This is a genomic window from Facklamia sp. P12950, assembly GCF_050409465.1.
Taxonomy (GTDB): Bacteria; Bacillota; Bacilli; order Lactobacillales; family Aerococcaceae; genus Facklamia.
This window is the reverse complement of record NZ_JBNUPK010000001.1, coordinates 323929-346761: the sequence shown is the minus strand read 5'-3', so window position 1 is coordinate 346761 and position 22833 is coordinate 323929. Positions and strand designations below refer to the sequence as shown.

The window sequence follows — 22833 nt, the reverse complement described above, 5'->3', positions numbered from 1 at the left end:
TAACTAATTACCTTTAAATAAACTTGCTTCATTGAAATAAACGATTTAGGGCATAAAATGCCCCCACCCTTTTCCAATTGCATAGCCGGCACCATAGAAAAAAGCAACAATCAGTAACCCATAAACGATCATTTTTAAAATCTCTGTTATTTTTTGGTATTTTTCCAATTCATTTGCATCTTTTTCAACTTTTTTCATCAGATCAACATCCCCTCTTAACATATAATCTATAGATATTTGATAAAAATTACTAATCTTAATCAAGGTTGGAATATCAGGAAAGCTTTTTCCTACTTCCCAACTAGACAATGTTTGTCGTGTGACATTCAACGAATCAGCAACCTGCTGCTGAGTAAGTTTAAGTTCTTTTCTCTTTTCCCTTAAGATCTCATTGAGCATCGTCTTCACCTCCTAAATTTAAGATAGGCTTTATCAGAGTTTTGGCCTAGCAATTTGAAATTGCAAGTGATCATATTTTGGCAAATATTCTTTGCATGGCGATTATATCAGGGATTGCTTTGAATTTATATCATTCAAATGAATTGTTAAGACTTTCAACTGTCCTATTTATTTTTAGCAAATAAAATGAATTTCCATATTTAAAAGAGACTCGAATGGTTCTCTTTTATAGTTCTTAATATTTTTCATAATTTTCTGACTAAAAGCAAAAGATTATTTAAATTAAAATTAAAAGTTTTATTTTTATAATTTCTAACATAATTCTATTATAAATCTCTAATTTTCATTTTTTCAATTTGGGAAGAAATTTTTAATTGCTTTCTCATAGCAAAATATATAGCTAATAGAATAAAGGTAGGTATATTGTTTACTAAGAGTGTCGATACAAAATCCATTAAACTTTTCATGTTATCGGATTGTTCCAGGGGGGTGATGGTTAAAATAAGTGATAAAGACATAGAATAGACAAAACTTAAAGAGGGCAGTATCAAGCCAAACCATTTATTTTTAAGTTTAGATAATAATATTTGTAAGATAATAATTAATGCCCCATATACAATAAACATAATCAAAGCAGCTCTCATATCATTCAACTCCTTTCATCTTTTTATACTCTGAAACCAAAATTTTAGCTGTTTCAAAATCAAGCTTATCATTAACAGCCAATCGTTTAATTAAAGAGATATAAGGTTCATTTGCAATATCATCGCTCATTTGAATTTTTTGGATAAGCCTATCTAACCTTAGTCTTACTGTCGGATATGTAACCTCATATTGTTTAGCGATTTCTTTTAAAGAGCCAGATGCTAATATAAATCTTTTGATAAAAGATAAATCTTCTTCTTCAAGATTTGCCATCCATTCAGGAATAATATTAATTTTCATTTCACCCTCCTTCTTTAATTAAGTTAAAGTTATCATTTAACATTATTAAAGTCAATCTTTATCCTATACTTTTACATTATTTAAATTAGGTTTATATAAAAACTGTTTTTAGTGATAAAATGAAGCTTAACTCAACAATTGATTCTAGTGAGACTACTATTTAGGAATTAAACTAAAAGCTAGCTTTAATTTTAGTAAAAAGTTTAACTATTAGCCTGAGATAATTATTATATCGGCCTCTCTTAAAAACAACTTCATTATTGCTAAAAAAGAGTAAGTTATAACACTTCATAACTTACTCCTTTTTTTATATTTGATTAAAGAAAGCTAGTCACACTAACTCATAACTCTTTGCTAACTGATTAGAGAAAAAAATTCAGCAAAATATTCTGCGAGTGTAGTATCAAATAAATATATTGATAGACCATTGACCATGGCACTAAAAATATAAAACAAAAACAAAAAAGAATAGTTTCTTTAAAGCACTTTTAATAGTCTTATTCATATTTATCCCTTATGTTATAAAATTTTATCGCATGAGATAATTGATCGTTATCCATTGTTAAGAAGACAACCTTAATAGAGCTTATCCCCTTACAAGATAATTGAAATTCCTAACTTAGAATTAACTAATTAGAGATTGACATATATCCATTCAAAACAACATAGCTCTAAAACATAACGGGTGCTAAATTGGTACTGCCTGTCGTCTTATATCCATTCAAAACAACATAGCTCTAAAACTAATGTATTGAGAGCAGCCCTCATGATATTGTCTTATATCCATTCAAAACAACATAGCTCTAAAACGCTGATAAAAACAATAATGTTCTTGACAGAGTCTTATATCCATTCAAAACAACATAGCTCTAAAACGCTGATAAAAACAATAATGTTCTTGACAGAGTCTTATATCCATTCAAAACAACATAGCTCTAAAACATACGATTCAAGAAGCAGAAACCGAAGCAAGTCTTATATCCATTCAAAACAACATAGCTCTAAAACCTTACTCTGGTATAGATTGGCGATGAAGGAGTCTTATATCCATTCAAAACAACATAGCTCTAAAACGTGGGTATATTAAACTAGGAGAGCATAATTGTCTTATATCCATTCAAAACAACATAGCTCTAAAACTTCACGACGGTAACAGAAATAAAATATCTGGTCTTATATCCATTCAAAACAACATAGCTCTAAAACTAAACTGTTTTAATAAAGCCATTGTTAAATGTCTTATATCCATTCAAAACAACATAGCTCTAAAACAACCCTTGTGTCACCATGTCTAAAAGAGTAGTCTTATATCCATTCAAAACAACATAGCTCTAAAACCAAGTAAGTATAGGTTATAGGTCCATTATGGTCTTATATCCATTCAAAACAACATAGCTCTAAAACTATTAAAACGTTTATGTTTATTTAGAACATGTCTTATATCCATTCAAAACAACATAGCTCTAAAACTTGTTTGATTAATGATTCATCTACCTCCACGTCTTATATCCATTCAAAACAACATAGCTCTAAAACATAACGGGTGCTAAATTGGTACTGCCTGTCGTCTTATATCCATTCAAAACAACATAGCTCTAAAACTAATGTATTGAGAGCAGCCCTCATGATATTGTCTTATATCCATTCAAAACAACATAGCTCTAAAACCTTAAAATCTGCTCACGTTATAGCATTTACGTCTTATATCCATTCAAAACAACATAGCTCTAAAACGTAACGAAAAAAAATAGAAAAAATTTTTTCGTCTTATATCCATTCAAAACAACATAGCTCTAAAACTTACCGTCAGCTGTACCACCAAAAAGATTAGTCTTATATCCATTCAAAACAACATAGCTCTAAAACTTCTACTTTGGGGACAATTCGATTAATTAAGTCTTATATCCATTCAAAACAACATAGCTCTAAAACTTGCAAAAGGGTGGACTGTTCACAACGGTAGTCTTATATCCATTCAAAACAACATAGCTCTAAAACAACAAGTCATTCTGTTCGTTTGTGTAAAAAGTCTTATATCCATTCAAAACAACATAGCTCTAAAACCATATCGACCAGGATTTATATCTTCTCCAAGTCTTATATCCATTCAAAACAACATAGCTCTAAAACAATTATTTAAGAATTTTTGTAACCCACCATGTCTTATATCCATTCAAAACAACATAGCTCTAAAACGCATTCTCATTACTTGAAGCATCAAAATGAGTCTTATATCCATTCAAAACAACATAGCTCTAAAACCATACCCTAAAACAAATGCAATTGTTAAATGTCTTATATCCATTCAAAACAACATAGCTCTAAAACATCGTGTGTGCGTACATCTATCTAATCGTTGTCTTATATCCATTCAAAACAACATAGCTCTAAAACATGCCGCTTTAATTGTTGAGCCACCGTCAAGTCTTATATCCATTCAAAACAACATAGCTCTAAAACATCTATCTATCATATCTATTTATCTATCATGTCTTATATCCATTCAAAACAACATAGCTCTAAAACCCCGCCATTATCCCCTCAACACCACACACAGTCTTATATCCATTCAAAACAACATAGCTCTAAAACGTCTATATCTTATCACGGACGAATCATTATGTCTTATATCCATTCAAAACAACATAGCTCTAAAACCTCGCAATGCCTGGAGACCCTATTATGAAGCTATTTGTTTTTGCGAAAACTTCAGTTTTGAATGGGTAATTTTTTATTCTTCAAATTTATAAACATAATATTCTGAATCTATTACATATTGAGGGTATCCATATAACTTTCGTGGTTCTATAAAAAGTGTACGTAACCCATAACTAGTAATGTATTCAAATAAATCATGGACTTGATCTTGTGTTAAATAAGAAAGTGAATTGATAATGATTAATAACTTCTTTTTTTTCAAATAATTAACTACTTGAACTATATCATAAAAGCGTTCATTTATCGAGTGATAATCAGTAGCAATTGTCACATTAAATAACTTCAAAACTGCTTTTATATCCACTTCATTAGCTATTAAGTCTAGCTCTGAATCTATTAATACATCGTCTACTTGTACTAGTAATTGGTGCAGAGTTTGCTCTAATTGATTCTTTTTTTCAGGCGTCTCATTTAATTGATCTATTATATCTTGATAGATTATATTTAAGAAAGTGGTTGAATTAATTTGATACCCTAGTATATCTGTGATTATAACCATTTCATTGGCTTTTAAGTTATTGTTTTTATGGTCATAAAATTTTAACTCTGCCTCTTCAGTGTAAGAGTATATTTGTTCAATAATGTTTGAAAAAAGTTTGACCTCCTCAATTACCAATAGTGTAGGACATTCAATTAAAAGCGGTTGATCGAGCATTTTAAAATTAATCTTCACTCTAATCTCCCTCCCCTAAAATCACAATACGATCTGTTCGATTCGCAATGGATACGTCTGATTCTCCTACCAAATATATCATCCTTGAAAATTGTTTTTCAGTCACTGTTAAAAGTGTGACTAATCCTTCTTCTGGAATATGTTTTTTTAAACGATTAATTTGCGCCGCTTTAGCCGTTGAATTAAGTAAAATCTTACTATAAATTGAGTACTGATGCATAATAAAACCTTCATCAATTAAAAATTTTCTAAATTTACGATAGTCTCTTTTTTGCTCCAAACTAGCAACGGGCAAATCAAACATTAATAATAAACGCATAAATCTATAAGACATCTCTAAACTCCGGCTGCCTATTATCCTCCTCATTCAAAAATTTAATCGATCGTTTTGTATAATCGGCAATGATATTCGTTAAAAACATCTCTTGATCCCTATAAGCGAATGTTCGACTAAATATTTTAAAGAGCTTTAATTTAATCACTTTGAACTCTTCGCCTTGATACTTATAAACGATAGTATCAATTATTATTCGAAAGGGTTCCATTAAGTCACTTGCTAAATTAAATTCATTAAATTGATTATCATGTTTGATTCCTAATTGAGTTAAACAACCATTTTTTACAATTTCTCTAGCAAACATGCTTAAAATAAGGGTATACCCATAATCCAAGGCGGCATTAATAGTACTGGGATCTGTCCGTACAAAATCTGCTCCAAAAAGTGTGGTGAAATATAACCGAGAAGCATGCGCTTCTCGATTACTTTCATCAAAAGATAGAATGCCCTTACTAAAGTGTCTTAATGTTTCAGCTTTAGTATTAGCGCCTAGCTCCTGCAAAAAACTAGCCTGATTTAAAATTTTTTGTCTAATAATATTTCTCCATAGTTCATTTTTAAAAGAGACAGCCCACCTCATCTGTTTTTTCAATTGTAAGGAACTATCATGGCGTCCATAATAAGGTTGGAGCATACTTTTAGGTAGACGTTTTTCATCGCAAAAAACAACCAGTACATTATGATCAGCTAAATGTTTTAATAGCATCGTCGTTAGTGTAATATCAGTTGTTTCTAAAATAAGTATATCGATTTCTGACAAATGAATTAATTCGGTTGCTCGTGCACTTCGATAGTATAAATGGTGATTTTTATAGCTCAACTTGGAATGTGAGTTAACCACCACTGTCCGCCACGCCATTACAATTCCTCCAACTTTATTCTCGTTTCATAAAGACCAGTTATAGAATAGAATATTAATATAGATTCTTTTAAGCTTCCTAGAGTATACCTAACGCTAGACTGAGTTATATTTTCATCTAAAAAATTAAATGCAGCAGGTGCTCCATAAGAAACAAAAGTAAATAAAGAAACAATTGATTTGGCTAGGCCATTGATATCCTGACTCTTCTTCTGATAGATTGTTTCTAACCGTTTAGTAACTTTAGGTTTTTGGATATATTGATCAGCAAATCTAATAACCTCCTGGAAGATTAAATCAAACTTTTCTAAGTGATTATTTACATATTCTACACTTTCAGGATATTTACTTTCATCATAATGTTGAGCATGATAGACCATTGGCACTAAATGAGCAGATAGAACAAACTGATTACCTTTTTGAGCTTCTTGATGCGATGAAATCAAACGTCTTGCGCCCTCTTTTGTTTCGTAGAGTGTGTATTTCTTTAACACATGGTATTCAGCGTCTTCTCGAAAGCCCTTGTCGCTTAAAAATTCTTTTGGAGATTGCTTAAACTTAGCTTTTTCTTGCATTGTTACGCCGATGAATTGCCATTTCTTCTTATCTTTTATTGCTAAAGTAAAGGCGGTTTTAGGGTTCAAATACCCTCCATATTTATTTATATCCAATCCTTCTTTTATTGGTATGAGTTTCTCTGAAGTCCCCTTAGGGTTTAACGTTTGTTTGTATAATTCTCCAGATTGTTCTTCTACTTTTTTGACGATATTCATCTGCTTTGAAGATAGCACTTTTTTAATTGTCTGCATTTCTTTATTTTTATCCCAAAGAACCTCGCCTGTCTTTTCGTCAATCACAAAGTCTTCCACAAAGAAATCAATCATCTGATCATATTTCATTTTTCGATAAGAAGCTTTGTTTTTAATAGAACTAGATTGATAAGAAAATTGACCATAGACCAAGTCACGTTTCACTCTTGGATTAACTTTCAAAATTTTATTAGCCACCACTGCATTTAAATATGCATCATGTGCATGATGATAATCGTTAATTTCACGAACTTTATAAAGATTAAAATCTTTTCTAAACCGACTTGCTAAAGTAGATTTTATGGTGACGATATCTACAGTTTTTTCAGCCGAAGAATCATTTAAAATCGTATCTAAAATATTAGCAACATATTTAGTTATCTGGCGCGTTTCTACCAAGCTTCGCTTAAGGAAACGTTCTTTTTCTTTCTCGCTCAATCCTCCTCTTTCGGCTTTGGTAAGGTTCGCTAGTTTCCGTTCGCTCATAAGTCCTGAGTTTTGTAAACGTTCCCAGAAACTTCGCTGTTTATCGACGATAGCTTTAGAAGGGACATCGTCCAATTTTCCCCTATTTTTTGCAGAACTAACAAGAACTTTATTATCAATCGAGTTATCTGTAGTAAAACTTCTTGGAATAATATGATCAATATCATAAAAAGATAAACGATGAATATCTAAAGGCTCTCCTGTATACATATCTTTCCCGTTTTGTAGATAATATAAATAGAGACGATCATTTTGTAAGGTTTCATTAACTATCGGTTGCTCTTTTAATAAATTACTACCAAAGTCCTTCAAGGCAGTCGTTAATTTATCTTCGCGTTTCTTAGATTGCTTCTTACCAAAAGCTGTCGTTTGATGTTCACGAGCCATTTCAACTACTACTGAATGAGGAGCGTATCCCATAATCCCTACCACTTCTTCTACAATTTTTAGAGATTGTAAAATTGATTTTTTTATAGCAGGCGAGCCTGGCAACTCATAAACCATATCCTCTAACGCTTGATCTTGTTCAATATTTTGAGCGCGTTCAATAGTCTCTTTAAAGCTAAGCGTTTCATCGTTAATTAATTGCATGAAATTTCGATTGTGATGGCGATCTACTCCATCATCATCCTTTAAATAGTCCATAATTGTCTTATGCGATTGCTTATCACGAATACCATCAATTAATTTTGCTGACAACCTTCCCCAACCTGAGTAATTTTTTCGAGAAAGATGCTTAATCATTTCTGGTGTTAAGTATTGATTAAATTGTTGCAATTGTGTTTTCTTCATCTTACGATCTTCGAAAATAGTCAGAATAAATATAATCTTTTCTAGCATTTGCGAAAGCGAGTCATCATCAAGTAAGGCTTGCATTCCTTCAATTTTCATAAAATCTAAATAGGTTGAATAACTTGCATTAAATCTTCCATCAATCCCATTGATTTCACTGGCTTTTATAGCCAACTCATTTATTAGAAATTTTTTTAAATTTTTCTCGCTGACAGAATGATTTTTCTTAAATAATTGATTAAAAATGGCTTCTTTTTCTTTTTTAGAAAAAAATTGAAGCCGTTGTCGCTCATCTTTATAGGAAACTTTTGTTAGTTCATTAAAAATGGCGAATTTTTGATACAGCAAACTTCGCTTAGGTAGTACCTTTTCCTCTGGAAGATAAAGGTCGTAGTTGGTCATTTTTTCAATAAAAGAAGTAGCAGATGCTTCTAAATTGACCACACTCTCAAAATTCCACGGTCTAACAGCTTCATTTGACTTTCTTGTCATCCATGAAAAACGATCTTCATTTGTTTTAGCAAGTGGCCCGACATAATAAGGAATTCTAAATTTGAATATCTGTAATATTTTATTACGGTTTTTGGCTAAAAATGGATAATACTTTTCTTGATGATTTAAGATAGCCACTAACTCTTCTTGATGGACTTGATGAGGAATACTTCCATTATGATAAGATCGTTGCTTTCTTAATAAATCCTCTGTCTCCATTTTATGAATAAAATAATCACTGCCCTTAATGTTTTTAATTTCAGCTCGAAGGTATTTATAAAACTCTTCGAGACTAGCTTCGCCGTCTATATATCCAGCATAACCTTTTTTTGTCTTATCCCTAAAAAGATTATAGTATAAACTCTTCGAATGATTTGCAACAAGGTCTTTAAGCTTTCTTAAATCTTCTTTATGTTCATTGTATTGACTTATCATATTATCAGAAAGGAGCGCATTTGTTTTTACACCACTCGGTTTCAAAACGCCTGCTAATTCAATAGCATCGTAAGTTGCCTTAGCCGTCGTAAATAATTCTAAATGCTCATCACCTATTTTTCCCAACAACTCTTCTAAATCCTCATTGTAGGTCTCTTTCGTTAGTTGCAACTCTGCTTTTTCTTCTAAATCAAAAGCCTTTTGAAAGTTTCCCTTATTTCCAACAATCAGATTTAAAAATTTTTCTAACGGGTGTGACGTTTTTATTTTTAAGAGATTTCTTACTCGTTGATTCTTAGCTGATCTAGCAATTTTTTCTTTAAAAATTAATTCAATTTGACTTGATTCCTCATCAGTTACTATTATTTTATCTTCTGGGAAAGCTTGATTAAACGTTTTAATAAATTGAAGCCATTGTTGTTTAATGGAAGTGTTTTTTAAGTCTAAGTCGCCTTCAATTAAAAAATGTCCACGGTATTTGATAATATGGGCGAGTGCCAAATAAACTAATCTTAAATCAGCTTTCTCGCTACTATCAGCTAAGTGTTTACGTAAATGATATATCGTTTCAAAGTTTAGGTGGTATTGTTTTTCCTCATCCATGTTTCCAAATATAGGGTATATGTTGTAAGGTTTGTCTTCGTCTGTAAAAAAGCTGTTGTCTAAACGTTCAAAGAAATTTTCATCCACTTCTTTTATCGCTTCAAAAAAAAGATCTCTTAAATATACAATTCGATTTCGCCGACGACGTAATCGCCGACGACTCGTTCTTTTCATTCGAGTATCTTCCGCAGTTTGTCCCGTATCAAAAAGGCGAACTCCCCAGAAATTCTTCTTAATTTTCTTACGATCAGTGTTGCCTAATATATTCATGTTTTTTCTCACAAGTTGGAGGTCTTCCGTTAACACAGCCCACCCTACTGATCCCGTCCCAATATCTAATCCAATCGTATAAGGTTTCTTCACTTAATCTCGCTCCATTTCATTGAGTTTTAGTATCATTTTTAAGATAACGGTTACATTATAACATAGCATTATATGAAAGAAGATAATTTTTTTAAAAATATTCAATTTTTCCAATAATAAAAAAATAATATAGAGCGTTGACACAAATGATTTTTATGTTATTATATAGATGTTGTATCCATTCAAAACAACATATGCGAGTTAAAATAAGGTTTAACCGAACCCAACTCATGGCGCTGTCTCGGCGCTTTTTTTTTAGCTAAAATTATGAAATTAACCACGCTAGAAGGTGAATTGTTTGTGTACAATGCGCTCATTCACTCTCTCATTCCATCTAAAATAGTAACCGCTTCTCAAGTGCTGCGAACACTCACTTTTGCAATGAACCTACTCTCTCCCCACAGAAAAAGCCCCCGCATCCGTTTAGGATGAAGGGGGATTTCTTATACAGTCGAGACGATCTATTAAAATTTATCATGGAGTTTAAGGATATCTAGCAACATTTCATCCCTATATTTTAATAAGGATTCCCGATCATTTCCAATTTCTTTTGGTCTGTTTTTAAGCGATTCTGCGACCATTTTCGGAATTTTCTCCTTGGCTTCTTCGGGAATTTCAGTCCATGTAGCAAGGTCTTCTAACCAGCTTTCTAACGATGGACCGATATGTTTGAGGACAGCTTCAATTCCACCTTCTCCTCCGCCTAGTTCAAAGACAAGACCCGGTCCCATAATTCCCCAACGAATGCCTGGTCCAAAGGTAACTGCCTTATCAGCATCTTCCATCGATACTGCACCGTCTAAGACCATCGAGATAAGCTCTCTAAAAACAGTCGCTTGAATTCTGTTAGAAACAAAACCTTTTAATTCTTTATTCAATACAATCGGTTCTTTATTAGAAGACTTAAAGATTTCTTTAGCCACTTCAATCGCCTGATCACTCGATTTTTCGCCTTTAGCCAATTCAATTAGCGGAATCAAGTGCGGGGGATTATAAGGGTGTGCTCCGATAATTCGATCGGGTTTTTCAGCAAATTTAGCGATTTCTGAAATAAGCAAGCCAGAGGTTGAAGAACCCATTACTGCTTTTTCTGGTGCATATTTTTCAAAGTCTTTAATAAATCCTTGTTTTATTTCATAATCTTCAGGTAAACACTCTTGAACATAATTAACATCTGCTAGCGCTTCTTCTAAGTTTCCTGTATAAGAGATTCTGCTTAAAATTCTATCTCTTTCTTCTGATGTAAAAACATTTTGAGTAACTAGGGTATTTAAAGCATTATCAATATATTTTTTTACTTTTTCTTCTTCTTCTTCCCATTTGTTATAAGAAACTACATTATATCCTCCAATAGCAAAAACAATGGGGAAAGAACTACCTATCACACCACCAGCAATAACGGTAATCTTTTTATCCATATAAAACGCTCCTTTAAATACAAAAACCAACCCTATAACTGATTTCATTAACTAGTTATAAACAAGACTATGTTCCATATCGTTTTAACGAACAACCCCATTGAATGTCATTAGTTATCTCCTATACTTTTCTTGAAGCCCCCTTCCTAAAGCAATTCATTAAAGCAACGAACTGTCAATCTATACACATTCAATTTATTGGTCTTCGTTAACAAATTTATCTTAGAATAAAAATAGAAGTCTTTCAAGAATTCTGAATTCGTTGTTTTTTAATATCATACAATTCAAAACACCCGTCTTTTAAGGGTGTTTTGAAAGCATTTTTACTGTCAATTACAATCCATATAAACTATCTTTATTTTTAATGACCATTTAAATTATAAGGAGACAGTCTGTTGAAGATCAAAAAGGTTAAAAAAATCTATTGTGTCCATTTTTCCTTCTTATTCATGCACTTGTATCCTACTTCAAGAGAACATTAACCTACTCATCGTTTTTTGACTATGTGATAGGTAGTGGAGTAATTTTTTATTATTCTTTCCATTGTATATTTCTTCGAAGACAAGACTATTAACTTGTTTGAACAGAATTAAAAATAGAAGCTTTCTTTGGATTGCTTCTGCGTCAAACAAGCGAATACATTCTCTATTCCTAGGCTTATAGTTTCTATTAATAGATCGAAGTACTCAAAGTATGGGTGTTTAATCGTTTTAACGCCTATTATCGTATATTTCAAGCCTCAACGATTGAGTGAACATTTCAGCGACAGCGTTGTAATGATTTAGGACTAGTGGATACCAAAGGTTTCAAGTAAAAATTATTAAACACTTTCATGCTGAGTATAGCAAATGTTTAAACGTTTCTTAAATAAGGTGGACCGGAAGCGACAAAAGGGTTGAAAAATTGAATAATGTTGATCAATTACAGCTTAAAATAAATAAATAATTTAGCAAACGTACAATAATTCAGAAAGAATGTGCTGCTACAATTAATGTAAAAACAGTTGAAGAAATGAAACGTCAATAGATTGTTAAAAAGCTGTGCCAATTGGTCGCAATTTCCAAACCGCCCTTTTTTCGTTGGAAAACCACTTCTTTGTATTGAATCTATGGCTAATGTTGTTCAAAAATAATGTAGACTTTTGTTTCAATTGCCTATCAAATATATTATATAGTTTAATATATTCATTCTTTTTTAGTATTCATTACTTATTTTCTTTTATTTTTTTCAAAATGAACTCTTTAATCTCTAAAGAAGTTCTTATATCATAATCCTCAATTGAATGTTTAGAAAAATCTTAATTTAACCATTCAGCTACAATGAATTTCTGGAATTGAATAAACAGATAAAGGTTTTGAAGCTGAAACATATTGTTACAGATGTTGGTTAAAAACACCGATCATTGTTTATGTTATTGTAGCAAGCATTGACTTCTCTCATCCCTCATACACGCCCTCGACCTAAAACGATTGAAACCTTCCTTAAAGGAAGGTTTCAATCGTTTTAGGTCTTCTATTATTCCTTATCCTAGCACTCGTTAATATAATGCTCCCATCTTTTTAGACAAAGACTTACATTGTTAACTGATTCCTATTAAACTATTTTATGAATCTATAAGGAAAGATTATAAACTTTCATCTTTGACTCCTTTGAAATTACTTAGCTTGCTACTTCTTTTAAATTCTATTATGAATATAACCGCAACGATTATTAAGATACAAAAGATATTTGATAGAATACCGCTATTAAAATTTAAATGACTTATTTCTATTTGGTTATTTATTTGTCCGGTCACGACAGCAACAGATTGCATATAATTATACGGTATTAAATGCGCCACTTTTTGCAAGGGAACCAAAATATACGACAAACTCATACTTCCTAAAATAACAATCAGAGCCACAAACACTGTAAGCATCTTATCCTTAAATACCATTGCTATTAAGTATATGGTCGATATAACTGTAATAATTGATACCAACTGTAGAATCAGAGCGTTTGAAATTAAACGGCTCATTGCAATCCAACTGGCTGCTAATTTTTCACTGTAAATTAATATTGGATAATTAAAAGAGCCCTTATCAAAGAATAGACTGGCTAGGATATAAGCGAGTATAAGAGTTAGGAAAAATATGGTAGAAGAAACCATACTACCGATAGCGGTATTTCGTATAAATCTTTTGAAATAATTATCTGGAATCAATCGATAGATCATTAGTTTATCATGAAAAGCAGAAGCAAATATTTGTGAGAGAATAAAAACAATCAGAAAGGTAAAGAGAAAGGGCATATACTCATTCCATATAGAAAACATAAAAGTTGCTCCAAATACTGGCTGGATATTATCAGCTTTTAATTTGTGAGCTGACAGATAGTTATAAAATTTTTCATCACGTTTCAAAGCTTCCATGATTTCTTGATACGAAGACCCATAAAATTTTGAATTTCCTTCTACAATTGAACTCGTGTTAGAAATTTTATTAGCCATCATAGTGTAAGCTTCCTGATAGTTCTTCTGTTCCAATGCATTCAGAATCTTTTTATTATTTTCTTTTAAATCTTTCGCATTGATTAAATTCTCTTGATCAATCGAATTTATTTGCTCGTTTGTTTCATCTTGACCATCAATTAAACTATTGATTTCTGCAATATCTTTATCAAATTTAACGTTTTCTTCAATTAAAGTGTTTTTTAGAGAAAAATAATCAATGGATTTATAATTTAAAAACAAGATGGTAGCTATACTCAAAAGAAGAATAAGTAGTGGCATAACATTTAAACGGCTTCTTAATAATTTCTTAATGAAGAGCATTACTTCCATCATTACTTTTCACCTTCTTTCAATTGTTTATCTTGCAAATAAACGATAGAATCACAAATGATCCTAAGATCTTCAAGGTAATGGGAAGTTATAATGATTATTTTATCTTTTTCTCGGTTTTTCTTTAATAGTTCAAAAAACATCGTTCTGGAATCACTGTCTAATCCGTTCAATATTTCGTCCATTAAATAACATTCTGCGTCACTGATTAAATATAATGCAAAAATCAATCTTTGCTTCATGCCTTTGGAATACTTTCGAATAGGCACATTCACAAAATTATCGATGCGACATAAGTGAACAGTCTCTTCAGTATTTAAAGAAGATTCCCATTTTAACTGAACAAATTTTAAATAATCCATGCCAGTTAAGTTTTGATCCAGCCATTCAATATCTTCTAAATAAAAGAAATTTTTTCTTTGATTATTTACGGCTTGATTATTAAAACGAATCTCACCTTTATTAATTTCTTTTAACCCTGCAATGGAACGAAATAAAGTCGTCTTACCTGCCCCATTTGGAGCAACAATTCCATAAATAAATCCATTTAAAAAATTATAGGATGCATTTTCTAATACCGATAGCCTCGTGCTAATTGATACATTTTTTAAAGAGAGCATAATTTCCTCCTATCAATTATAATTTAACATTTTGTCCATGTTGCTGTATTAATATAAAAATGTCAATTCTTACTAGAACAGGTAAAAGTAAAAATATTTCTATCAAACTAGTAATACTTCAATACTCTGAATGAAGGTGCAGCGATCGCCACTTGAGGACGAGCAATCCCAACAAAAGAAATTATTACTAATTAAGATACTAAACTTCTTTTAAAAAAAGATGCATTTTTTGTTTAATGCCTTAGAATCTTTTAAATTTTAAAGGTTTTAAAAAATATAACTAAACTGCATCTAGCTTCTCAGCATCTAATATCGTTAATTTCAAATTTAACACATATATTGTACCAAATAGTTTAAACATAATCAATAAGCGCTTACATTTGGATTGAAATTGTTCACATTACATATTCGATACGCCATGCTAAAATTTATATAAAGATAATTTGAAGTTAGAAAACTAACACCAGTTTAGAGTGTATCTCTCGCTTCTTGATAAACATTCTGCAGAATTTGACCCTATACGGTTATTATAATAAGTTCTGCCTTTTAATGTTTAAATGGTTAATTAGCTGTTTATAGGATCATACAAACATTTTTTTAGTTCATCACTAGCAAGACCTAACTGATCTAATTCAATATATATTGCCATACAAAATGAACGAAATGCCGACCATTGGTAATATTCTTTATTATTTCTTCGCGGAAACTTTTCTCGGTTAATCCACACTTTGAATTTATCCTCTTGTAAAATGTTATGAACAAATAATTCTTTAATAATATAGGCTAGACGGTCCTCTTCATCATCCACCGGTTTTATTTCTATCTTTCTAAAGTAGTTCATAATCGCTTTCCAGATAGCTTCCAGATTCGTTTTATTAAATAAAGGGTGTTTAACGATTGCAACCATTAGATCTGCAGCATGTGCAAAGGTGTGAACCCACCCAAAACGATCAGCATATCCCGAAAAATCCAACTCTTTTTAAAAGTAAGTCAAGGTATCATTTTCAATTTTTTTAAACGCTTCTTTTTCTAAAAGTTTATAGTATATTGAGCCTTTTTCATTGTCGTATGTAACAATTAAGGAGAGAAGTAATAAGGAAAAAGACCGTTTTAAAGTAGCTTCCCCTTTTTTATCAATTTCAAATAAAATAAAATCTTTCTCTAACAATTGGTCAATCATATACCTAACTTGATCTATTGAAAATAATTCTTTTGCCATTCCTCTGACAAAAGTCCTATAGATTAATTTATCTCTACTTTCTGAGTTAGGATGACCTCTATTATTAATTAACCATTTTATTTCATCCAAATTATAGTTTTGTGAATTAAACTTCATCTTCTCTAATAACTGTTCTTGCATTACTGAGCTCCTTTTATAAGCTATACTCCTTATATTTTGTAGAGGTAAAGTTTAAATGAATTAGATTTTATAAAGACACACTAAATTTTTAGAAGGAAACAATCTCAATTCTCAAAACTTATGTATTTTACTCTAGGTAAATATAACTCTTTAAGACGGCTTCCCATTTTATAAATAAATAACTTCATCAAATAGGTTTAAGTAATCAGGATTCGTATTATGACTGACTAATATAATTGTTTTATCTAATTGCACTAATTTTTTAGTGAGATCGATTTCGAGTTCAGAATTCATCGCGGAAAATGGTTCATCCATTAATAAAATAGGCATTTGAGAAAGTATAGCTCTTTGCAATTTGATCATTTGTTTCTGACCACCGCTAAGTTGACTACAATTATCACTCTTTAAAATTTTATTTTTGTGCTTTTCAGGTAAACTAATTTCTTCTTTTATTGTAAAACTATCAAATAGTGTGACATTATTAGCATAATTAACCGAAAAAACATTAGAAAATTGACTATTATAAAAATGATTTCTCTTAATTGACGATAAGACAATTCTCTATTATCAATCAATATTTTTCCGTCCAAAGGTTGGAGATTACCAAATAGTATATTGAGTCAAGTGGACTTTCCTTTTCCACTTTCTCCAACTATTAAATACTTCATGTCTTTTTTAAATTTCATGTCTTAAAAAAACGAATGGATTCATTCATTTCCAATCGCCATGTGTTTTATTATATTTTTACCTTGCTTATCAAGTAGGGCTTCTTATCCTATCCATCTTTCCTTTCTGATTTTTGGTACAAAAAAGACGATAGATTTTAATTTCTATCGTCCTTTTACGATAATTACCCTACTTGAGTTTATATGTTTTTATCTATCAACTTTTGATTTGCTGCTAATAACTCTTCATAATAATCATTATATGCTGGACTAAATTTTCTCATCAAAGGAATAGCTTTTTCATAATAACCTGAATCTTGCATATGCTTCTTCATTTTTTCTTGAATACGATATATTGGGTTATTTAGATAAACACTACTTTCCTTAAAAGACTGATATCTTTCTAACATTTCTTTGTTTTCCTCTAACCATTCGTCTGCATTATAAATAGCCTTTGTTTTTTCCTCATTTACCTCTTCAATGTCTGTTAGTGAAATGGTTTTTGATGCTTGGTCTATTGCTATCTTCTCATCTTCATCTAACTCAAAGTCAGGCATAGTATCTAAAAATTCAATATAGTCTTCATAATATTTTATCTTATCCTCTTTCAACGTATCTGTTAAAAAAGCTTTGTATGATAAAAAGAAAATTTGACCAATATATCCAGGAAATGCTCTTACTAACTTAGAATAAATCGATTCCTGTTGATCGATTAAAATCAATTGTTCTTTTACAGTGTTTATATCTAATCCCTCAAGGAGTAGTTTCAATATTTCAACTTTTCTGTTATCTAATTGTGATTTTATTTCTCTATCTCGAATGATAGTGGCTAACGATGACTTATTGGGTTCTTGTAAAACACCTTCAATTTCCTCTATTGAGCAACCTAATTTTCGATAAATAGATATTTTCTTCAGTATATCAACCTCCTCATCAGTGTAAATCCTGTAATTATTCGACTCTCTTTCTGGACTAATAAATCCTTTTTCTTCATAATATTCTATGGCTTTACGTGTTAGACCTGTTTTTTCTCTCACTTCATTCATCAACATAGTACATACCTCCTTTTAAATCAAATATATCAGCCCCCCTAAGGGACAGGTCAAGAGATATTTAATAATTTGAAATAAGAGATCTAGAGTTTCTTTAATTAGAAATTCTGATAGTTTTTTCAGTCCTTATTCTTTTATTATTAGAAATAAAATAGTGATGCAATGATCGATACTTTGAATAAAAAGAGGTTATTTTCTCTTGTTCTTTTTCAAAAAGCTGGTTATCAAATCTTTTAAAAATAAAGTACCATAAAGTTCACTATCTAACCCCATGGTGCCTTATTTTAATGGATTAACTTCGCATCCCCTGATAGGATCCTCTTCTTTCAAGCTCATGATCAATAGCGTTTAAGACCTCCCACTTCTTCAGTGACCATTGAGGTCCAATCAATCGCTCACGCGGTGCATCGCCGGTTAATCGGTGAATAATAATATCCTGAGGGACATACTCCAATTGGTCACAGATTAATTGCACATATTCCTCCTGTGTCATAAATCTTAACCGCCCCGTCTGATAATCTTGGACCATTTTAGTGCCTTCCATCAAATACAAGAGATGAAGCTTTAAGCCTTGAATATCTGATTCTTTTACTACTCGTTTCAAACTCTCCATCATCATGGCGTAGTCTTCACCAGGCAAACCATTAATTAAATGGGTACACACAGGAATATGATGTTTTCTCAACTTGGCAACACCATCTAAGTAGCATTGGTAATCGTGTCCCCTATTTATATGGACGCTGGTCTGGTCATGAACAGTTTGCAGTCCTAATTCTACCCACATATAATACTTTTGATTCAATTCTGCCAAGTATTCAACCACATCATCAGGCAAGCAATCTGGACGCGTCGCTATCATTATGCCTGCCACACCCTCTTCATGAATGACTTGTTCAAACCGCGCTTTTAAAACATGTAGGGGAGCATGCGTATTGGTAAAGTTTTGAAAATAAGCGATGTATTTTTGAACTTTAGGCCATTTTTTGTGCATTTGCTGGATCCCTTTTCCTAATTGAATAGGTAGCGGATCCAACCGACTTTGAGCAAAGTCGCCCGAACCAGATTCCGAACAAAAAGTACAACCGCCAAAGGCAACTGTACCATCACGATTAGGACAAGTAAAGCCACCGTCCAGTGAGACTTTAAAGACCTTTTCGCCAAAATGATCCTTTAAATGCTTATTCCACGTTTGATAACGTTTATTATTTCCATTCATCTTTTTCATTCCTAACTTTTCATTTAAAAAAGACTGTCATGATGAATTCATGATCAGTCTAAGTATTTTATTTCGATTTGACATAAGTAATTCCGTTAGCTGCAGGCCCTCTGGACTGACCAACCACTCCGACCAGGACAATAATCGTCACTAAGTAAGGTGCAATCTGTAAGTAAACAGATGGAATACTCTCAATATAAGGAATACGTGACCCTAAAACTGCTAGGGATTGGGCAAAGCCGAAGAAAATAGCCGCTCCCATTGCGCCAAGCGGATTATATTTACCGAAAATCATGGCCGCCATCGCCATAAACCCTTGCCCGGCAACCGTCGAAAGTGAGAAGTTCAAGGTAATGGTATTCGCTAGAACACCCCCACCTAAACCACCAAAAAAGCCTGAAAGTAAAACACCGGCATACTTCATGCCATAAACATTGACACCTAGTGTGTCCGCTGCTTGAGGGTGTTCGCCGACTGAGCGTAACCTTAAGCCAAAAGGTGTTTTGAATAAAACGAACCAAGCGATACCCGCTAGTAAAATACCAGCATAAGCGGGGGCTGAAGTAGCTTTAAAGAAAATTGGTCCAATAAAAGGAATATCCGATAAAATGGGGAAAGTCGCATAACCAAAGGACTCTCTAATGGAAGGTGTTTCACCTTTACCATCAAATAATACTCTAACTAGAAAGACACCCAAAGCTGGCGCGATCAAGTTGATAACGGTTCCTGAAATGATATGGTCAGATCTTAAATGGACAGTGGCCAATGCATGGATAGCTGAAAGGAGGATACCTGCCAGACCTCCTGCTATCAAGGCCAACCAAGGGGTCAGATCGCCAAATTGATCCGCAAAATTTAAGTTAAAAACAACTGAAGCTAAGGCACCAATAACCATGATTCCTTCTAGCCCCACGTTAACAACCCCAGAACGTTCTGAAAAAACACCACCAATGGCTGTAAAAATTAGAGGAGCTGAATAAACAAGGGTTGAAGAAACGATAAGTGTTAGCAGATTAACTGACATTAGACTTCGCCTCCTTCTGAATTAGCTTTAGTGGCTATACTTTGTTTTTGTGGGAATAATTTATCTTTAAAATAAGTAATAATAAAGTTCGCTCCAATAAAGAAGATGATAATACCCATGACAATATCTACGATTTCGGAAGGAATTTTAGCAAATAACGCCATGGTCGATGCCCCTGTTTCTAAAGCACCAAAGAGAATAGCTGAGAAGATAATACCGATTGGATTATTAATTCCTAGTAAAGCGACAGCCATTCCGTTAAAACCAATAGCCGGTGCCACACCATTTTGAAGGTTAATGAATCCAAATTCACCCAAGCCATTCATTACGCCCCCTAAACCAGCTAAGGCACCAGAGATGAGCATGGCAAGCACAATGTTTTTCTTGTCAGACATTCCGGCATATTTAGAAGCATAACGGTTGAGACCCACTGAGGTTAATTCAAAACCAGTCGTCGTGCGTGACATTAAGATGCCAATGATTACCGCAGCAATCACTGCTAGGAAAATCCCACCATGTAGGGTGGAGTTTTTAGTTAATTGACTGAGCCATTCCATTCTTAGGCTGGCATTTTGACCAATTGAAGGCGTTCTATCTGCTCGATCGGTTAAGACATAGCGAATTAAATAATCGACAAAATAAATAGAGATATAATTTAACATGATGGTTACGATGACTTCGCTGGTGCCAAAATAGGCTTTTAAAACGCCGGCGATAGCTGCCCACAAGGCTCCGGCTAATGCTCCGGCGATAATAGCCAAAGGAATGACTAGCCAAGCAGGTGATTCGGGCATCATCAAGGCCACCCCTACGGATACAAACCAACCCCATAGGGCTTGACCCGAAAGACCAATATTAAACGATCCAGCCGTATAAGCCACCGCAAAACCCAGTCCAGTAAAAATTAAAGGAGCTGCTGCTCGGAAGGTTTGACCGATGGAAAACGGATTACCAAAAGCTCCTGTAATTAAAAATTTGTAACCTGTCACTGGATCATAACCAAAGGCCAACATTAAAAGGGCTCCAAAAACCAAACCAATAATGACCGAGGCTACGGAAGTAAATATTTTAGTTAATCTTGACATTAGTTACCTTCACTCCCTTCTTTCTTATTACGATTAGCCATTACTTCTTCAAAAGGCGTCCCGGCCATTAATAAACCTAATTCTTCTTCATTAGTTTCAGCAGCCGGGATATCGGCTACAATCTTACCATCAAACATAACTAATATACGGTCAGATAAGTTCATTATTTCATCCAACTCAAAACTCATTAGCAGAACTGCCTTGTTTTTATCACGTTCATTGATTAATGCTTGGTGAACAAATTCAATAGCCCCTACATCCAACCCACGTGTAGGATTCGCTGCAATTAAAATATCGGGATGCATCTCCAATTCACGCGCAATAATCGCTTTTTGTTGATTTCCTCCTGAAAGCGAACGGGCATTGACCTTTTCGGAGACCGTTCGGACATCATATTTTTTAATTAGTTCTTTTGCCCGCTTTTCTATTTCTTTAAAGTTCAAGAAATTAGACTTTGAAAAGGGCGAATGATAATAATCTTTCAATACAATATTGTCTTCTAATTTTCGATCGAGAATTAAACCGTATTTGTGACGGTCTTCAGGAATATGAGCCAGACCTTTTTGCGCAATTTGACGCGTTGTATAGTGGGTAATATTCTCACCATTTAAGTAAATCTCACCTGAGTTAGGTGGGATTAAACCAGTGATGGACAGAACTAATTCAGATTGCCCATTACCATCTATCCCTGCAATCCCAACAATTTCACCGTGTTTCACTTCAAATGAGAGCTTGTCTACAGCTACGATGCCTCGATGATCTTCAATATGGATATTTTGAACTGACAAAGCTACATCGGTCGGGTGTGCTAATTTCTTTTCGGTTTTAAAGTTAACGTTTCTTCCTACCATCATATTCGCTAAATCCACCGTTGAAGTTTCAGCCACATCAACGGTTTGAATTGACTCTCCTCGGCGAATAACAGTACAACGGTCAGCCACTTGCTTAATCTCTTTTAACTTGTGCGTAATAATAATTATAGACTTGCCTTCATTAGACAATTTATGCATTGTTTCCATTAGCTCGTCAATCTCTTGCGGTGTTAAAGAAGCCGTCGGCTCATCAAAAATTAAAATATCTGCACCACGGTAAAGGGTCTTTAGAATTTCCACTCGTTGTTGCATACCCACTGAAATATCTTCAATCTTAGCATCAGGGTCTACTGACAAACCATATTTTTTAGAAAGCTCAACAATTTTTTCGCGTGCTTGAGCCTTATCCACCACCAGTCCCTTGGTCGGTTCTTCACCTAGAATAATGTTTTCAACTACGGTGAAAGCTTGAATCAACATAAAATGCTGGTGCACCATGCCGATTCCTAACTCGACTGCTCTTTTTGGAGATCCGATTGTCACAGCCTTACCGTTCATATAAATCTGACCGGAGCTAGGTTCTAGTAAACCGGATAAGATATTCATTAAAGTTGATTTGCCTGCCCCGTTCTCACCAAGTAAGGCATGAATTTCTCCTTTTTTAAGTTCTAAATTAATCTTTTTATTTGCAAAAAAATCGCCAAACTTCTTGGAAATATCTCGCATTTCGATAACAGCATGATCCATGTTGATCGAAACTCCTTTCTCCATTGCTAATGTTCATAGTCCCTCATATTATATCGGATAATAGCATAAATTTCAGTAACAAATTTATTTTAATAGACCATG

18 protein-coding genes and 1 CRISPR repeat array are annotated in these 22833 nt (G+C 33.0%); all 18 genes read right to left on the bottom strand.

What is annotated here, in order from left to right; genetic code table 11:
* Positions 1-45: 45 nt before the first annotated feature.
* On the bottom strand, positions 46-399 hold the full coding sequence (locus ACQV2Q_RS01765) for a helix-turn-helix transcriptional regulator (RefSeq protein WP_428881737.1): 354 nt from the start codon (positions 397-399) through the stop codon (positions 46-48).
* A 326-nt stretch (positions 400-725) separates the two neighbouring features.
* Positions 726-1043, bottom strand: a complete 318-nt coding sequence (locus ACQV2Q_RS01760) for a hypothetical protein (RefSeq protein ID WP_428881736.1) — start codon at positions 1041-1043, stop codon at positions 726-728.
* Between the two features lies 1 nt (position 1044).
* Positions 1045-1344, bottom strand: coding sequence for a DUF2089 family protein (locus tag ACQV2Q_RS01755; protein ID WP_428873905.1), 300 nt, complete (start codon positions 1342-1344; stop codon positions 1045-1047).
* Positions 1345-1986: 642 nt separating this feature from the next.
* A CRISPR array of direct repeats spans positions 1987-4002; the repeat unit is 36 nt; unit sequence GTCTTATATCCATTCAAAACAACATAGCTCTAAAAC.
* A gap of 73 nt (positions 4003-4075) precedes the next feature.
* The gene (gene csn2 / locus ACQV2Q_RS01750; protein WP_428873904.1) at positions 4076-4735 is read right to left on the bottom strand and encodes a type II-A CRISPR-associated protein Csn2; all 660 of its coding nucleotides are present in this window, start codon (positions 4733-4735) and stop codon (positions 4076-4078) included.
* Between the two features lies 1 nt (position 4736).
* Positions 4737-5069, bottom strand: a complete 333-nt coding sequence (gene cas2, locus ACQV2Q_RS01745; RefSeq protein ID WP_428873903.1) for a CRISPR-associated endonuclease Cas2 — start codon at positions 5067-5069, stop codon at positions 4737-4739.
* Positions 5059-5931, bottom strand: coding sequence for a type II CRISPR-associated endonuclease Cas1 (gene cas1 / locus ACQV2Q_RS01740; RefSeq protein WP_428873902.1), 873 nt, complete (start codon positions 5929-5931; stop codon positions 5059-5061). The genes cas2 and cas1 overlap by 11 nt, the downstream gene beginning before the upstream one ends.
* Positions 5931-9911, bottom strand: a complete 3981-nt coding sequence (gene cas9, locus ACQV2Q_RS01735; RefSeq protein WP_428881735.1) for a type II CRISPR RNA-guided endonuclease Cas9 — start codon at positions 9909-9911, stop codon at positions 5931-5933. Before cas9 ends, cas1 begins: the two co-directional genes overlap by 1 nt.
* 464 nt (positions 9912-10375) lie before the next feature.
* Positions 10376-11329 carry a 3-hydroxyacyl-CoA dehydrogenase family protein gene (locus tag ACQV2Q_RS01730; protein ID WP_428874704.1) on the bottom strand — a complete coding sequence of 318 codons (954 nt, stop codon included), beginning with the start codon at positions 11327-11329 and terminating at the stop codon, positions 10376-10378.
* A gap of 1624 nt (positions 11330-12953) precedes the next feature.
* Positions 12954-14153 (bottom strand): hypothetical protein, encoded by a 1200-nt coding sequence (locus ACQV2Q_RS01725; RefSeq protein ID WP_428881734.1) that lies wholly within the window; start codon positions 14151-14153, stop codon positions 12954-12956.
* Positions 14153-14770: an ATP-binding cassette domain-containing protein gene (locus tag ACQV2Q_RS01720; RefSeq protein WP_428881733.1), complete on the bottom strand. Its 618-nt coding sequence runs from the start codon at positions 14768-14770 to the stop codon at positions 14153-14155. Before ACQV2Q_RS01720 ends, ACQV2Q_RS01725 begins: the two co-directional genes overlap by 1 nt.
* A gap of 565 nt (positions 14771-15335) precedes the next feature.
* Entirely contained in the window at positions 15336-15743 is a 408-nt protein-coding gene (locus ACQV2Q_RS01715) for a DUF2785 domain-containing protein (protein WP_428881732.1), read from the bottom strand.
* 6 nt (positions 15744-15749) lie between these two features.
* Positions 15750-16130: a hypothetical protein gene (locus tag ACQV2Q_RS01710; protein WP_428881731.1), complete on the bottom strand. Its 381-nt coding sequence runs from the start codon at positions 16128-16130 to the stop codon at positions 15750-15752.
* A 168-nt stretch (positions 16131-16298) separates the two neighbouring features.
* Positions 16299-16571 (bottom strand): ATP-binding cassette domain-containing protein, encoded by a 273-nt coding sequence (locus tag ACQV2Q_RS01705; RefSeq protein WP_428875831.1) that lies wholly within the window; start codon positions 16569-16571, stop codon positions 16299-16301.
* A 424-nt stretch (positions 16572-16995) separates the two neighbouring features.
* Positions 16996-17847, bottom strand: coding sequence for a MerR family transcriptional regulator (locus ACQV2Q_RS01700; protein WP_428881730.1), 852 nt, complete (start codon positions 17845-17847; stop codon positions 16996-16998).
* Between the two features lie 292 nt (positions 17848-18139).
* Complete coding sequence (locus ACQV2Q_RS01695; protein ID WP_428881728.1) at positions 18140-19072, bottom strand: TIGR01212 family radical SAM protein; 933 nt, start codon at positions 19070-19072, stop codon at positions 18140-18142.
* A 58-nt stretch (positions 19073-19130) separates the two neighbouring features.
* The gene (locus ACQV2Q_RS01690) at positions 19131-20087 is read right to left on the bottom strand and encodes an ABC transporter permease (protein WP_428873775.1); all 957 of its coding nucleotides are present in this window, start codon (positions 20085-20087) and stop codon (positions 19131-19133) included.
* Positions 20087-21172, bottom strand: coding sequence for an ABC transporter permease (locus ACQV2Q_RS01685; protein WP_428873777.1), 1086 nt, complete (start codon positions 21170-21172; stop codon positions 20087-20089). Before ACQV2Q_RS01685 ends, ACQV2Q_RS01690 begins: the two co-directional genes overlap by 1 nt.
* The gene (locus tag ACQV2Q_RS01680; protein WP_428881727.1) at positions 21172-22731 is read right to left on the bottom strand and encodes an ABC transporter ATP-binding protein; all 1560 of its coding nucleotides are present in this window, start codon (positions 22729-22731) and stop codon (positions 21172-21174) included. Before ACQV2Q_RS01680 ends, ACQV2Q_RS01685 begins: the two co-directional genes overlap by 1 nt.
* Between the last annotated feature and the right edge of the window lie 102 nt (positions 22732-22833).